At 36.8% G+C, this 16317-nt stretch carries 15 protein-coding genes; 9 read left to right on the forward strand and 6 right to left on the reverse strand.

Features of this window, described 5'->3' with window-relative positions:
* The first annotated feature begins 311 nt into the window (after positions 1-311).
* From B494_RS0105135 to B494_RS0105170, 8 genes are all read left to right on the forward strand, one after another.
* Positions 312-1406 carry an ABC transporter permease gene (locus B494_RS0105135; RefSeq protein ID WP_017471302.1) on the forward strand — a complete coding sequence of 365 codons (1095 nt, stop codon included), beginning with the start codon at positions 312-314 and terminating at the stop codon, positions 1404-1406.
* 15 nt (positions 1407-1421) lie between these two features.
* Entirely contained in the window at positions 1422-2108 is a 687-nt protein-coding gene (locus B494_RS0105140; RefSeq protein ID WP_017471303.1) for an ABC transporter ATP-binding protein, read from the forward strand.
* A 366-nt stretch (positions 2109-2474) separates the two neighbouring features.
* Positions 2475-3659 (forward strand): DUF4317 domain-containing protein, encoded by a 1185-nt coding sequence (locus tag B494_RS0105145; protein WP_017471304.1) that lies wholly within the window; start codon positions 2475-2477, stop codon positions 3657-3659.
* 93 nt (positions 3660-3752) lie between these two features.
* The gene (locus B494_RS0105150) at positions 3753-4646 is read left to right on the forward strand and encodes a LysR family transcriptional regulator (protein WP_017471305.1); all 894 of its coding nucleotides are present in this window, start codon (positions 3753-3755) and stop codon (positions 4644-4646) included.
* A gap of 79 nt (positions 4647-4725) precedes the next feature.
* Positions 4726-5667 (forward strand): NAD(P)H-binding protein, encoded by a 942-nt coding sequence (locus B494_RS0105155; RefSeq protein WP_017471306.1) that lies wholly within the window; start codon positions 4726-4728, stop codon positions 5665-5667.
* 215 nt (positions 5668-5882) lie between these two features.
* On the forward strand, positions 5883-7133 hold the full coding sequence (locus B494_RS0105160; protein ID WP_017471307.1) for a M20/M25/M40 family metallo-hydrolase: 1251 nt from the start codon (positions 5883-5885) through the stop codon (positions 7131-7133).
* Positions 7134-7157: 24 nt separating this feature from the next.
* Positions 7158-7949: a DUF3100 domain-containing protein gene (locus tag B494_RS0105165; RefSeq protein WP_017471308.1), complete on the forward strand. Its 792-nt coding sequence runs from the start codon at positions 7158-7160 to the stop codon at positions 7947-7949.
* Positions 7946-8437, forward strand: coding sequence for a hypothetical protein (locus B494_RS0105170; protein ID WP_017471309.1), 492 nt, complete (start codon positions 7946-7948; stop codon positions 8435-8437). Before B494_RS0105165 ends, B494_RS0105170 begins: the two co-directional genes overlap by 4 nt.
* 363 nt (positions 8438-8800) lie before the next feature.
* On the opposite strand, the gene celB is transcribed toward B494_RS0105170, so the two are convergent.
* From celB to B494_RS0105195, 5 genes are read right to left on the reverse strand one after another with little or no spacing between them, the layout of a single operon-like run.
* The gene (gene celB, locus B494_RS0105175; protein WP_017471310.1) at positions 8801-10156 is read right to left on the reverse strand and encodes a PTS cellobiose transporter subunit IIC; all 1356 of its coding nucleotides are present in this window, start codon (positions 10154-10156) and stop codon (positions 8801-8803) included.
* Positions 10146-10646 (reverse strand): hypothetical protein, encoded by a 501-nt coding sequence (locus B494_RS0105180; RefSeq protein WP_017471311.1) that lies wholly within the window; start codon positions 10644-10646, stop codon positions 10146-10148. The genes celB and B494_RS0105180 overlap by 11 nt, the downstream gene beginning before the upstream one ends.
* 2 nt (positions 10647-10648) lie before the next feature.
* The gene (locus B494_RS0105185; protein WP_017471312.1) at positions 10649-10972 is read right to left on the reverse strand and encodes a PTS cellobiose transporter subunit IIA; all 324 of its coding nucleotides are present in this window, start codon (positions 10970-10972) and stop codon (positions 10649-10651) included.
* 12 nt (positions 10973-10984) lie between these two features.
* A complete protein-coding gene (locus tag B494_RS0105190; RefSeq protein ID WP_017471313.1) occupies positions 10985-12985 on the reverse strand; it encodes a BglG family transcription antiterminator in 2001 nt (666 codons plus the stop codon).
* 16 nt (positions 12986-13001) lie between these two features.
* Complete coding sequence (locus tag B494_RS0105195) at positions 13002-13316, reverse strand: PTS cellobiose transporter subunit IIB (protein WP_017471314.1); 315 nt, start codon at positions 13314-13316, stop codon at positions 13002-13004.
* 222 nt (positions 13317-13538) lie between these two features.
* Between B494_RS0105195 and B494_RS0105200 the strand changes: the two genes are divergently transcribed.
* The gene (locus tag B494_RS0105200; protein WP_017471315.1) at positions 13539-14444 is read left to right on the forward strand and encodes an NAD(P)/FAD-dependent oxidoreductase; all 906 of its coding nucleotides are present in this window, start codon (positions 13539-13541) and stop codon (positions 14442-14444) included.
* Between the two features lie 343 nt (positions 14445-14787).
* Here the strand turns inward: B494_RS0105200 and B494_RS0105210 are convergent, their stop codons facing one another.
* The gene (locus B494_RS0105210; RefSeq protein WP_017471317.1) at positions 14788-16122 is read right to left on the reverse strand and encodes a DUF6612 family protein; all 1335 of its coding nucleotides are present in this window, start codon (positions 16120-16122) and stop codon (positions 14788-14790) included.
* Positions 16123-16317: the final 195 nt, after the last annotated feature.

Here is a 16317-nt window from a genome sequence, read left to right on the forward strand (position 1 = left end):
ACTATTTAGAAAGTGGGAATAGCTTAGAGCTTAGCTAATACAAATAGATAAACATCGTATCATAAGTATGAATCTTAGCGATTCGTACTATTTATAAGTAGTCAGGGTTATCTGACTATCCATAAAATGACCCTATAATCAGGGGCGGTTTTGTTCTTTCCACACTAATTGATAGTTGCGTGACTCAGGACATTAGCGTCGATTAGCTACCGCCTTACTCCATTGCACTCGATTCTCGATTTTGTGGCGGTCGTTTTAGGGACGGTTGTCTATGATAAATACAAAATAGCTCTTTGAAGGGATGATTGCTCGTGTTTTTAGCTTGGAACGAAATAAAATATTCAAAAGTTAGGTACTTATTGATCATCGGGGTGTTATTTCTTATCTCATACCTCGTGTTTTTTTTAACTGGATTAGCTTATGGGCTTGCCCAAGAAAATCGGACAGCGATTGACAGCTGGGATGCTGATGGCATTATATTACCAGAAGAGGCAAATGGAAATTTTAACATGTCGCTTTTTTCTGCTGAGGAGCTTGACAATATACAAGCAGATGAAAAAGCAATCTTAGGTCAAACCCCCGCTGTCATTGAAAAAGACCAAGAAGATTCAGGTGAGGATCGACTTGATGTTCGATTTCTAGGCATTGATACCGAACAGTTTTTAACGCCCGATGTCGTAGAAGGACGCTTAGTTGAAAGCGATGGAGAAGTTGTCGCAGATATCAGTTTAAAAGAAGAAAACGGTCTAAATTTAAACGACTCAATTACACTAGTTGGCGGTGAACAAGCGTTTGAAATTGTTGGTTTTATGGAAGATGCTAAATTAAGTGTAGCACCTGTTCTATATACAACAATCGAAGCTTTCCAAGAGATTCGTTTTGGTGAGCCTGTCTCAGACGATAGTGAGCTAGCAATTAGTGCGATTGTTGTCAGAAGTGAGACGGATGAATTAGATCAAATAACGATCGATAATGATCAATTAGAATTGATTCCGATTGGGGACTTTATCAATGACTTACCTGGGTACAATGCTCAACTTCTAACTTTTGTGTTCATGATTAGCTTTCTCATTGTCATTGCCGCAATTGTTATTGGTATATTTATTTACGTCTTAACCATGCAAAAGGTAAACATATTCGGGGTCATGAAGGCACAGGGGATTTCCAGTGGCTACATCTCAAAATCAGTTATTGCACAAACATTTTTACTAAGTTTGATCGGTGTTCTTGTTGGACTGCTAGCAACACTTGGAACGGCTCTATTACTACCAGCAGCAGTACCCTTTAGAAGCAATGAACTTTTTTTAATTGTTGTCAGTATGCTAATGATTGGCATCGCTATCCTAGGTGCACTATTTTCCGTACGAACCATTGTAAAGATTGACCCATTGAAAGCGATTAGTTAACAAGGAGGTAAACATATGAAAGCTATAGAATTTATAAATGTAGATCGAGCCTTTAAAGACGGTGATAAAACAGTAAAAGCTTTACAGCCAACCAATTTTTCAATTGACAGAGGACAATTTGTCGCTATTATTGGTCCTTCTGGTTCAGGGAAAAGTACATTTCTTACGATAGCCGGTGGACTTCAAGCACCTTCTCATGGTGAAGTTAAAATCAATGGGCAGCGTTTTAGTACAGAATCTGAAAAGAAACGCTCAAAAATTAGACTATCTGAAATTGGATTTATATTACAAGCTTCAAACCTTGTCCCATTTCTAACGATCAAGCAACAGCTTCAATTAGTTGATCGCGTTGATAAAGGTAAGGCGAATAGAGAAGAGATCCTGACATTGCTCGAACAGTTAGACATAGCCGATTTACAAAATAAGTACCCAGGCGAGATCTCAGGCGGTCAGCGCCAACGTGCGGCAATCGCCCGTGCCTTATACAATGATCCGACGATTATATTAGCAGATGAACCCACAGCGAGTTTAGACACAGATAAAGCTTATCAAGTTGTTGAAATCCTTGCCCAAGAAACAAAAAGGAAAAACAAAGCAACCATCATGGTGACACATGATACCCGCTTAATTGAATATTGTGATCAAGTGTTTGAAATGAAAGATGGTGTACTACAAGAAGTTCAACTAACTGCTACAACATAATCAAACAGGCTGGGAGATAACTATATAATGAAATGGCGTATCCGAACATTCTGAACAAAGCGTAGGAAAAACACGTAGACGCCTCGAAAATAAAGAACGATTTTCTTCGTGCTATGTATGATCAATGACGCTTTCCTTATCCTGTGGGAATAGCACGAGCTGAGGATCCACGGAAAGCGAAGTGTTTTACCGAAGCGCTACATGTATCAGACATTAATGTTCGGATTTTTCTTATCTCGTTACTCTTTTGTCCCAGCGTCTTTTAAATGTTTTATAAGATTAGCGCACCAATCATTTCCTCTTACATTTTCATTACCTGTTAACTACTAAATATGATAAGATCAAATAACGTAGGAGGAGAGAACAATGAATAAAAAAGATATTGCAAACGTACGCAAGCAGTTTAAGCGAGAAAATGATCTACTACATATTAGTGAAATTTTAAATGTATATATTATGAAAGAATCTAGTGAAATTTATCATCAGGTAAGTCGACCTTTTTCCATCCTTGATCAAGATGAACAAGAATTGTTTTTAGCTAATTTTAAAAAAGTATTAACAGGCTCACTAGATGAAAAGCTATTCGAATTAAAATTTCAAACAGATATAGAAGATTCAAGTCAATTAATCTTGCATCAAGGCTTACTTGCTAACGAAGGGGATCGTTGGCAAGAACAAATGCTTAAGCTTGTAGAAAAGATGTTGAATGAGCGTGAGTACGACATGGATATTGTTGTTACCTTTATCAAAGGGGACTATTTAAAGCCAATCAAAAAACGCAATGATGCAACTGAAGAAAGTGACCGTGATTCAGTCTATTCGCACAACTTTATCCTTTGTACCATTAACAAGACACAAGATCCTAAAAAAGAATTGTTATTTGATTATGTTGAAAAACAGTTTAAATACAATGTGATTGTGGATCCCATTATTAACTTAAAAGCACCTATTGGTGGATTCTTGTTCCCATGCTTTACCGATCAGGCATCAGATGTCAATCACATTCTTTACTCAGCACCAAAGGCAAATGAACCTGATCCAGACTTTATTAACGACGTTCTTAATGCAGAAGAATCCATCACCGCTCAAGAAGATAAAATTATCTTTGAAGAGATTGTCAGGGATGCGGTTGGACATCAGCTTAACACGTCAACGCTCGCAAATGTCTATCAAGAAGTAAACCGTATCGTTGAAGAAAATGAAGCAGAAGACGACACACCTAAATTAGACTACAAAGACGTTGAACAGGTGTTAAAACACAGTGGTATTGAAACCGTTGATCATGAGAAGCTCCAGACAGCATTTCAAAATGTTGTTGATAATGATCAATATGAGCTAAAAGCCAAGCATATTGTACCTAAATATAACTCAAAATCAATTAAAATCAATACAAAAGTAGCTAATGTTGCGGTTAGTCCAGAAGATTTACGTTTCGTTAAACAAATTCACTTTAGCGGAAAACGCTATTTAATGATTGAAGTTGAAGAAGATACTATCATTGACGGGTTCACTATGATTCCAGAGGTATTTGGTGAGAAGAGAGAAGACTAATATATGTATGCTTAGGACTTGCTACCTGATTTTGTGTTTCACTTGTGATTAAATTAGTCAGTCAAACCTGCACATAGAAAGGCGCGTGAGGCCATGCACATAGAAAAAATCAAGTATTTTATTGATCTTGTCCAATGTCGAAATTTCACGGAAACTGCAAAACTAAATTATGTCTCACAAACGACCATTAGTCAGCAAGTTGCTTCACTAGAAAAGGCATTTGGCGTAAAGTTAATTGATCGAAATCAACTACCCATTGAGCCAACTCAAGCTGGTTGGGTATTTTATCGTGAAGCGAACATACTCTTGAAGCAGTACAACCATATGAAGGAAAAAATGGCTCAATTTCAATACGACCAGCGCCATGTGCTCAATATCGAATATTCTACATTAACAGATATTCAAGGGGTACTTCAGTTTATCCCAAGTTTCAAACATAAACACCCAAACATTAAGCTTGCATTAAATAAAGTCTCTTTAAAGGATGTTGCTACCTTCCTTGAAAAGGGCCTTTATGACCTTGCTATATCTGTTAATTCTGAATTTTACGGGAAGGAAAACATTGCAACCTACACCCTCTACAGTGGTAAATATTGTGCGGTTGTGAGTCGTAATCATCCGCTTTTTCACAATGAAACGCTGACGAAAGCTGAACTCTATCAGCATCCTTTAATCATGTTAAATTCAAATGCCATTGGTAATTCTTATGACCTAATGATTCAACACGCCGTTGAAGACGGTTACCAACCTCATATCGTGCGTACCGTTGAAGATGTAGAAACTGAGCTTTTTCATATTGTCACTGACAATGTGATTGGCTTCTTACCAGATAATTATTTATTAAACTATCCAAAAGAAGACTTACGTCTAATCGCTATTCAAGATACTCATCATATTTATCAGATTCAAATAGGGTATTTAAAAGAAAATACAAACCCAGCCTTAAAACCATTTATTCAAGCGATTCATCATTGGTTTTCCCAATAGGCTATTTGTTTTTTCTATTAGATTTTGTTCATTTTTTCACATAAACTATAATTAATAATTGTGAAAGGGTGAACAAATAATGGGGAAATTATTATTAACAGGTGTTGATGGCAATTTGGGAAGACAAGCTGCCGAAGATTTACTAAAAATCGTTGATATGGATCAAGTAGTCTTATGTGGTTATAACCCTGAAGCATTAAAAGATTTTGAGGAAAAAGGAATTGAAACGTACGTGACCAACTTCAATCAAATTGACGGGCTAAAAGAAGCATTTTCTGGAGCGGACAAACTCGCCCTTATCTCGATGCCTTTTGTTGGCCAAAAACGGCAACAAGCACACAAAAACGTTGTTGATGCCGCCAAAGATGCTGGTGTTAAGCAGATCATCTACACGTCTCTTGTTAATGCTGCCGATCCATCGAACCCAAGTGTTGAAAAAATAGATCATATCTACACTGAAGACTATATTAAAAAGATTGGACTCGATTATATTTTCTTGCGTAACTCACAGTATGCCGAAGCAATGATTACAAATTACTTTACCTATGTCAAGGGGGATGGGGTATTAAAAAATAGTCAAGGCGATGGAAAGATGGCTTATATTTCACGGAAAGATTGCGCGAAAGCGGTCGCTCACGCACTAGCTACAACAGACTATCATGAAGCTGTACTTAATATCAATGGCCCAGAACTAATGACAATGACCGACTTTATTGAAATCGGCAACAAGGTAACAGGACATCATGTGACTTATAAGGAAATTACCGATGAAGAAAACTATCAGATCTTTGATGCGATGGGCGTCCCTCGAACAACCGACGGAACATTCAAAGACGGTTCAGAGGCTCCCTTTTCTTCAGAGGGGATGGTAACCTTTGCCCAAGCAATCCGATTAGGAAAAATGGATACATTTACTGATGATTTCTACACACTAACTGGCCAAAAACCACTTACTGTAGCCTACATGTTCAGACATGCCAATGACTTTCAAGTGGGAGAACGCCATTCAATGGATGATTAGTATGACTGGTGAAAACCATTAATACAAAGCGCGCATTTGCTAATTTGAAGCAGATGCGCTTTTTCTATAGATGAATAGGGAATAAAGTATATTGACGAACATTTTAATAAATTTAATCTAAAAAGTTCGTAAAATGCATTGACGAAAATTGTCTAAAAATGATATAAATAATACTATTAGTTTTTACACCCGACATATTCTTAAAGGAGGGGCTTATGGTTTTATCAAATTACGACGAAGACATTAAAAAAATAGCAGATGATATTTATCAAAATCCAGAGTTAGGTTATAAAGAAACCAAAACAAAAGCCACAGTTATTAAATTTTTAAAGCAAATAAATCCTAATATTGAATTGGAGTACTTTAGTACAACTGGGTTTAAGACGCGTTTAGGTAATGCAAAGTCACTTCATATCGCTTTTATTGCTGAACTTGATGCCGTATATGCACCAACGCACTTTAAAGCGGATCCAAGCAATGGTGCCGCTCATAACTGCGGGCATTATACCCAAGTCGCTATTGCACTTGCACTATATCAAGAGCTTTTTCAAACAAAAGCATACGAATCATTTGATTATCAGCTATCTTTTATCTTTGTTCCAGCTGAAGAATATTTAGATTTAGGCTATAGAGAGCAATTACGACATGAAAAAACGATACATCATTACGGTGGAAAACCGGAAGCTATGCGATTAGGCGTATTTGATGAAATCGATGCGGCCATTTGTGTACATGCAATCGGTGGGGAATTTGAAAAACGTACGATTGAAATAAATTGCGCTTTAGCTGGGTTTCTTTACAAGAAATATGATTTCCAAGGAGAGGCTTCACATGCTGGCTTTGACCCCTTTTCATCTGTAAATGCCTATAATATATCGACGTTGTTTAACACTGCGATTGGACTATCACGACAACAACTTGATGAAAAAGAAATGGTAAGAATTAATCCGATTGTGATCGAATCAGATATGTCAACAAACGTCATACCTAACCGTATTACCGTTGGTACGGATCTTCGAACACAATCGATAGCATACATGCAGGAAGTCGCCAAACGATTAGACAACGCGGCCTATGGTTCTGCCCAAGCGTTGAATGGTAAAGTAGCTATTAACACAGAAATGGGATACTTACCTTTCAAACAAGATCGCTATTTATCAAGTTTTGTCGCAGATGCGTTTGATAAAAACCATCAGATTGAAGCGTTATTAAATAACAATGCGATTAGTGCAGCAGGCGATATTGGCGATCTTTCTTACATGATCCCATGCATCCAAATCGGCTATAGTGGCTTCACGGGTACGATTCATGGTGATGATTTTATTGATATTGATCCTGAATTTATATACGGAATTTTTCCAAAATTCTTAAATCAGATCCTTCATGAAATGAACGGTGCTATCGACCGAAGTAAATTATATAAAAAGAGTTACAACGATTATTTACAGTTAATTAATCAAATTTAAGAAAAAAGCAAAGGGGCTAAACAGATGAAACGTCAATTAATTTTTTTATTATTATTTGTTCTTTTTGTTATTACAACAGCTGAATGGATTGGGTTCCAAAACATTACGATTGGGGCCATCACCATTACGTTGCTGCCACTTGTATTTGCCATTTTAATTACCATGGTATTGGGGATGAAACTTTTCAGACAAGGGTTTATGAAACAAATTTATAGCAAAGCAAACGTTAGTTTTGCCAGTAAGTATCTTATCTTCATTATGCTACCTTTAATGGCGAGATACGGAGCAGATGTGGCTCCACAAATTAATGATATTCTTCAAGTGGGCTGGGTTTTTATCATTCAAGATTTAGGTAATCTAGGAACGGTTCTTATTGGTTTACCTATCGCGGTGTTTATTGGACTTCGTCGCGAAGCTATTGGGGCTACCTTAGGGATTGGACGAGAGGGTGAACTCGCTTATATATCAGAGAAGTATACATTAGAATCCAAAGAAGGGCGTGGCGTACTATCGATTTATATCATCGGTACACTTTTTGGCGCATTATTTTTTAGTATTTTCGCTCCTATTTTACTCGATATTGGCTTGCGACCAGAAGCTTTAGCAATGGCATCCGGTGTCGGCTCGAGCAGCATGATGACCGGGGCTTCATCAACCTTAGTCGCACGATTACCTGAAATGGAAAGTACTATTCTCTCTTATGCTGCAGCGAGTCAATTATTAACAAGTTTCTTAGGCACTTTCACGATGATCTTTCTTGCTGTTCCGCTTCAGCGATTTATGTATAAAATCTTAGTCAGAGGTGATCAATCATGACCGAAAAACAAGGGCTACCTTCATACGTTAAATATGCACTCATTCTATTATTAAGTATCACACTGATTCTCTTTACACAAAGTATTAAACTCGTTTTTAATCCAGCTAGCACACCGGTTAATGGCATGACGATTGCAGGACTTGCAAGCTTGTGGATCTTCTCTGTCATCGGTATTGGGATATCCCAACTTCTTAGTAAAACGAATATTGCAATACTGAAGAATTTCCCTATACTTGGTTGGGTTTCCATCACTTCGCTTGTCATGTGTCTTATCTTTGATTTTTTCGTAACCGCTATTCAAGCTGTTGACTTTCTGTCGATAACAACTCCTATTTTGACTTTTGCTGGTATTTCAGTAGCTGATCGCCTGGTTGATTTGAGAAAGACCTCTTGGAAGGTTGCGATTGTAGCGATCTTTGTATTTATTGGTACCTATTTAGGAAGTGCGTTACTTGCCCAATTCGGATTAATGGTATCAGGAAATTGAGCGAACGACGCCCACCACTTACCCCCTTTGCGGTTTGCTTGATGCGGGGGCTTCTTTCGGAAGTGCGTTAAATAAAGATGAGAAACAACAGTCAGGCATTCTTAATGTGCCTGACTGTTTATCTTTATCACAGATAACCATCCGTTCAACGCTCGCCTCAAGCAAATCTATTAAGGCGAGAGTTAACAGACGCTCATGTCCTAATCCAATCCGCGGGGAAAGAGCGAACACACCACTGATTGAAGGTTCAATTTATTTAATGATCATCGCGTAGCATTCATTATAACGGTGCAAGGCTTAGGCTTGTTTTCTGTTATTCAAGTAATCCTTAATGATCTATTAGTAAACAGGTATGAACGTTGATCACGCAGCACCCACACCCTGTTCTTCTTTCACTAATTTTTTATCGTATGCTTTAATAAATGGATAATAAATAAGGAAAGCCGCCGCCACACATATAAATGCCACAATTGCTGCGCGCCAATCTCCGCCTGTACCTATATATGCACCAATCCCTACAGGTGATGGCCAAGGTAACAACGCAATGATCGGATTAATCCATTCTAGTGTAATCGCAAAGTAGGCGATTGATGCACTTACCATCGGTGCTAAGAAAAATGGAATCGCTAAAAACGGGTTATAAATTAACGGGAGACCGAAAATAATTGGTTCATTGATATTAAATAGCGCAGGAACCATTGCTGCTTTTCCAATCGCTTTTAATTGTTCAGATCGAGCTAAGAACGCAATAAACAACGTAAGTACTAATGTTGCACCTGAGCCACCTACTGTAACATAAGCATTGTTAAACTCACCAGCTAGTGGAATATTGGCACCGGCAGCATTTGCTGCTAAATTCGAAAGTGTAATCGGCGTAATTAAAGCAAAAATAATATTGGCACCGTGAATCCCGACCAACCATAGCGCATGTACTAAAAAATAGATAACCATAATACCAAGCCACGTATTAGTGAGATTGGTTACAAAACCAAATGGCACCTGAATAATTTGGAATACATCTGTGTTAAAGACGACAAGCATACCATTAATAATTAGCACAACAAATGCTACAATAAATGCAGGAATTAACGCTGTAAAAGCACGCGAGACACCTGGAGGAACTTCTTCTGGCAACTTAATCACCCAGTTTTTACTGACACATAGCTTATATAAATTAACTGCAATGATCGCCATTATAATCCCAGTAAAAATACCAACTGTACCTAAACGTTCAACACCATCAGCCCCAATTCGCCAACCATTAATAATATTTGTTTCTCCCGTTATTTCACTGACACGCGTCACTACACCATTTTCAAATATCAGTTCAGGAATAGTCATAAAGAAAGCAAACATTGATAGAAGTGCACCATTTAATCCACTCATATTTAAATCTTCTTCTTCAGCAATGATTTTGGCATACTCATAACCTAAACTAATATTAAAATATAACGCTAATAAACCCATAGTTGTGGCATTAGCTAACATATATAAATCACTGAATCTAAAAAAAGATGCATTGAAAAAGTTCTCCAAGAATGGAAAGGTTAAGGGTAAGACATTAAAGACTAAAAACATAGACCCTACAATGGTAAAGGGTATTGATGCCATACCGGCACCCATAATGCCACGAACGACTTTATACTGCGCAACCTTACCTAATGGTCCCATTAGATATTTTTCTAACATACCGAATAATTTATTATTTTCACTCCCCATATGACTCACTCGCTTTCATTGATTTTTTAAAGTCGAGAAACAGCTTATATCCACGATCATGATTTAGTTGAATAGCTTTTATCTTTTTCAAACAAAGTAAACTTAACATCATTCCTATGATTAAGATCGCAACGGTTCCTAATACACCATGCAAATTGACATTCATAAATGGAAAGGCGATGGTAAACGTAGGCGAATAAAAAGATAAACTGATTAAAAAGCCATTAGCTACTAATTGAGCAACAAAATAAAGAGACGTCATTTTAAGAGTGACACCCTCTGGTTGACTATATAATTTAAATAACTCTTGTATCGGTAATAAAGCTAAGAAAAGCATGATTAACGGGAGCATCATCACAACTGATCGACTAGGCAACATAAAAATAAACCAATTCAAATTAGCGAAGAAAAAACCAGCTATCGTATAGCGTAATAAAATATAGCGATTGTACTTCATATGTTTAAGAGCCATCTTTTGTCTAGCTCCCATGGTCATCGCTCCTTTTCTAATTTTTGATACAAGATCATCATTTCTAATGCGACTTCCCTTAATGTCATTGTTGTCATTAGATGATCTTGGGCATGTACCATAATCACCTCTATCTTAATTTCTACACCATTCGCGTACTCATGTAATAAGTGGGTTTGAATGCTATGCGCTTTAACTAAACTGTCATTTGCTTGTTCTAGTTTCGTTCGCGCCTCGATAAAATCCTCCTCTCTCATCGCCTTAAATCCTTCATGGACTAAGGTGCGCGCTTCACCACTATTTAAAATGATTTGAAATGCAATTTCTTGAATTTTTGTTGAATCCATTTTAAATCCCCTTCACTCTGTTAATTGTAAAATAAGTTTATGTCTAAAACTGGTAAAATCTTTCGACTCAATAAGCGGTTGAAGCTTATCGTTATCTTCAATAAGGGGTAACAGCATTTTACTTACCTCATCCAATTGATGCTGCCCTAAGCGATCAGGAAGCATGAGCATGGTTAGTTTTATATGTTCATACTTCCCATCCCAACTTATCCCTTTCGGAGTGATTAATATCGCAACGCACGGTTGATGGCACACTCCTTCTAACGGATGAGGGATAGCTACATAGTCTGAGAACACAACACTGCTAAAGCGTTCTCTAAGTTTGAGCTGTCTTTTCAAAAAAGGTATATTAATACTCTGGTCGAATTTGATGCTCTGATTAATTAACAATTCAATCGCTTCTTCTCGGTCTGTCACTTGTTCCGAAATCATAAATAATTCTGAATCAAAATACCTATCTATCAATGGGATGACGCATTTTGAATCAGTCCCTAATGATGGATTGGTGTTCTTTATCATCGTTGTATGTGCACCTATCGCCTGATTAATGGCTTTGATATCTTTATCATTTAAAAGTACACTCACATTGACAACAGGAATCTTAAAAACAACATTGGATAAATCAATAGATGATACAATCAAATCGATGTTTTTTAATGATAAATCGTTGATCTGATAATAACTAATGACATCAACAATATTTAATTTTGATCGAAATTCATTTTCCAAGCGCACTTTTAACATTTGTGAACTACCTAAACCCGTCGCACAGATGACGAGTGTATCCTTTTTTTCCACGGCAATATTTCTCTCCATTGCTGCAATGACATGCAAAGAAATATATGCCCACTCATCATCAGAAATCGCAAATTGATTTAAGCCAGCCATTTCAGAAAAGTGTTTCTTCGTTAATTCAAAAGCAGCCGAGTATTTTGCTTTAATCTCATCCAATAATGGATTAGCTAAATCATTATTGTTTTTCAGACGCGTTAAGAAGGGCGAAAAATGATCAATTAATCCATTCAGTAAAATCTGGTCTTCAGAAAGAGGCAACCCAGATTCTGTTTCCATTCGTCTCAGTATAGCTATAATTTTGTCTTTTATCGTTTGTGTTTCAGCATCAATTGCACTAAAGTCACTCTTTGAGCGTTTATTTTTTAAATGAAGAGCAATATTGTAGATCTCTTCATCAGGTAATTCTAGAGATGACCGCTTCCGCAAGCGATTGACTATTTTGATAGCAGCCTTATATTCATTTACGTTACTTTCCGGATCAAATGAGGGATCAAAATTTATTTGATACCCTTCTTCCACCCTCTTTAAGGCTAGAGCAATATGTGTGACGATATTTAAAATGACTGTATCACTTAATGTTAAATTAGCACTTCGACATTCATCTATAACTATCAATAAGATTTCTTCTGAACTAATCGTAGTTAATAACTTGGATATTTCACCAAGAGATCTCAAATTATTCTGTAAACGTTCAACAAAAAAGTAATTCATAATAAAATGACGTTTTTTCTGTTCTTCTCCAGTGATGTAGATCCCTATTTTTTTACTTGTTTTCAAGGCTAAATCATAGGGCGTTAACTGTCTGTTTATGTCTTTTAAATCATTGAGTAACGTAGAGTGGGAAATCGCCAATTCAATGAGAATCTCATCGATAGAAAAGGCTTCATCTTCAAAGAATATCTTTTTTAAAATCACATACTGACGGTCTTTAGATTGTTCAATTGACGTAATATCAATTTTTTCCTCTAACGCCTGCTTATTTCGGTGATAAAAAGCCATGTATGCTTTTTGATCATGGACTTTAAGCATAAACCCATGTCCCGGCACAGATAAAACCTCCGCAACTTCATCGTCAAGCCAACTATTAAGTTGTTTAATATATTTACGGGCTGTTTTTTCTGTTACACCTAAATAATGAGCAATGGTTTTACTTTTTAAATAATGAGCATCGTGTTGATTGAAAAAATCTAAAATTGATAATTCTTTTTGATTGAGCACATTCATCCAACCTTTTTTAGATATTATCTTCAACTAATTTTGCCATTTTTTCAATGCCTATTAGAATCGGAACATATGCTTGAGGTGGAATATTTACAATCGGCTTTCCAGTTTTATTAGCTGCTTTTTCAAGACTATTAAAATACATTTTTGTTTGTGGGCTGACTAAATAGAGATCAAACGCATCTTTTTCTATCATCTTAGCTCCTTGTGCTTGGCTAGTTGCATCCAATTCAATTTCCTGGCCTTGACTTTGTAAATAATCTGTTGTTTTTTTGGCAATTAAAGATGAAGACATACCGCCTGCACAAATGATTAAAGCTTTTTTCATTATCTTTCTCCTCCTTATCTTTGGGTTAACTCCACCATAAAATAAAGCGCTTACAATTAATAGCTAACAATTTACCGTTGCGTAACGGTCTTCTCTTAGAATATGTTCAGTTAATCATTGCTGCAAAAAATAATCTTCCTGTATAGCTTTTAAAAAATGACACAAACTAAAACCGTTCCCATACATATGCAAAATTAATTAATATTAAATGAGGTGTAGCGAATGATTTTCGACTGTATTATTGTAGGTGGTGGACCAGCCGGACTAAATGCGGCGCTTGTGTTAGGGAGAGCAAGACGAAAAGCAATAATATTTGATGACAAACAACCAAGGAATTTTATCACCCATGCTTCTCACGGTTTTATTACTAGGGATGGCATTTCACCCAAAGGATTCAGAAATTTAGCACAGCTAGATATTGATAATTATCCATCAATTGAACGAAAAGACGAAACCATCGTTAGTATCACGCCAACCGATTCAACCTGCTTTACTTTAAAAACAACCGATGGACAAACCTATACTAGTAAAACGGTTATTTTAGCTACCGGCCTAAAAGAAACTTTACCTAACATAAATGGGATTAGCGATTACTATGGTGAAAGTCTATTTAGCTGTCCTTATTGCAATGGTTGGGAACTAAGAGATCAACCACTCGTATTAATCTCTGAAAAGCAAGATGCAGGCCATATGGCAAAGCTTATTTACCAATGGAGTAAAGACTTAATCGTCTGTACCAATGGAACCAATAACTTACCAAAGGCAGATGAACAAAGCTTGAAAAATAAGGGGATTAAAATCCAAAAAGATCAGATTATTAATTTAGTTGGTGCAAAGGGACAATTAGAAAAGCTTATTTTTAAAAGTGGGATAGAGCTCAATAGGAATGGCGGTTTCGTTTCAACTGACCCAAAACAGCCAAATGCATTAGCCGTTGAATTAGGTTGTCAATTAAATGAAGATGGTGGCGTAGTCGTTGATCAATTAGGCCGGACAAACATTGATGGCATCTATGCTGCAGGTGATCGTGCCATTGTCAATCCGGCAAAATTAATCATCGCTGCTGCTCATGGTGTTCGTGCAGCGATGGGGGTTAACAGTGATTTAACGACAGCATGCTTTCAATAAAATGAACCTTCAGTCAGTGAGCGTTTCCCTAACTGATTGGTAGTGAATCGATCAAGACATGAACGTCCGTAAAACACCCGCCTAAATAGGTTTACTCAACACTCTCGTTTTAGGCGGGCGCTTTATGGATCGTTCTCTGTGAAAAATTACGCGTTAACCTTAATCAAACATTGGAAAGTAGCAGTCTTGGTATTGCATAGCTTCATTCCACATCGCTCTTGACTTCGGTATAATCATTCGATCTTTTCATTTTGATAAATGATAGTTGAACTTCTAAACCAGATGCCAAATAGCACATCCAATCCTCATCCTTCTATTCATAAGATAATCGTTGCAGATCCGATCACTGGACAAACGCATATAAATATTGATCTTGAAGTAGGACCATATATTCTCCCGGGCTATTTCTTAACACATGGACCCTTATCGGCACCGCTGGAAGCAAATAATCCTCACTTCGATAAAGTTCTTCTGCTAATTCCATTTGTCTCGAAAGCACATCTGCTTCTTCTATTTCGCCATCAAACAACTCGCTAGTCAACATTTGCATCATATCTAATTCTGCCGTTGTTTCATCAAAACCTTCAATCGACAAAGTAACAACAAATTCATCCTCATCTACTTGTTGTGTATCAATAACTTGATAATCTGTCTGTTCCATACTTAGCATAAAAATCGTTACGAAATCATCCAATTCTTCTTCTGTCACAGCAAAGTCACCAAGGTTCCGTCTTGTATTTTCTTTATAAAACGATTGAAATAAACTTTTCTCAGCTTCACCTTGTTCTTGCTTTTCTTCTTGAGAAGCTGATCCTGGCACCTTTTCCACATAACCGTCAACATTTCCATATACAGTCGCTTGAATTAAAGCTTCTAGGTAATCAGCAGCTTCTTGGGCAGCAGTTGCATCTTCATCACTTGGGTTAAAGGCCTCAGCAAAAATAGCTGGTTTCTCTATCGTATCATGTTCATCATAACTTACGTATTCAAACAGATAGGATTCATCATATTCTTTGTTTTGATTATTTACCAATGTTTTAAAGTGTATCCTTTTATCGACTTCTTCAATAAAAAAGGTCTCTTTATCAATAATCACTTTTATCTCTATATCAATAGGCTCAACATTAGCAAATTCCAGCTGATAATGTTCAAGGCCTGCTGTTTGTTCACTCCATTTCTCAGTAAAACCTTCGGCGACTTTCCTTTGACTTTGATCGTCCCCTTCATATAGCAGCGTATAACTCGTTTCAGTCTCTTCCAACGAAAAATGCTCCACAATATTTTGATCAAACGTTGCTAAATATGTTAATATGTTTTCGTACATCAAAATATAGTTATTAAATGTCCGATGATAGATTTCTTTTGGCGCTTGCGTATAAGACGATGGCTGACCATACTCGGCAAAATAAAAGTCATCATTATCTTGATATGTAATAAGTTCAAATTCAGGCCGTTCAAAATAGGTTACATTATTGACACGATCCATCTTAAAAACACCATTAATATCCCCATACCCTTCTAAATTATCGGTAACCGCTAACTCAAAGTAATCCATATCTTCATGCGCAGCGTTTACTTTATTAAATACATCATCAACAGATAGCTGATCTGCTTGGTTAGAGCAGCCCGTGACGCCTAGCAATACGGTAACCATGATTAAAAAAAATGCGTTCTTCATAAATTCTACTTCACATCCCTATCATTATATTAAAATCTTATAGATTTTCTCCTCGTAAACTATAGCAACGATAAAGATAAAGTAACATATGTTAATAGCACTATTTATTGGCGATATATGTCGATATGACCAGAACCAAAGACTACCTTCACTAAAGTTATCGTACTACATCTATCATATTGCATGACAACTTTC

This window comes from Amphibacillus jilinensis Y1, assembly GCF_000306965.1.
Lineage (GTDB): Bacteria > Bacillota > Bacilli > Bacillales > Amphibacillaceae > Amphibacillus_C > Amphibacillus_C jilinensis.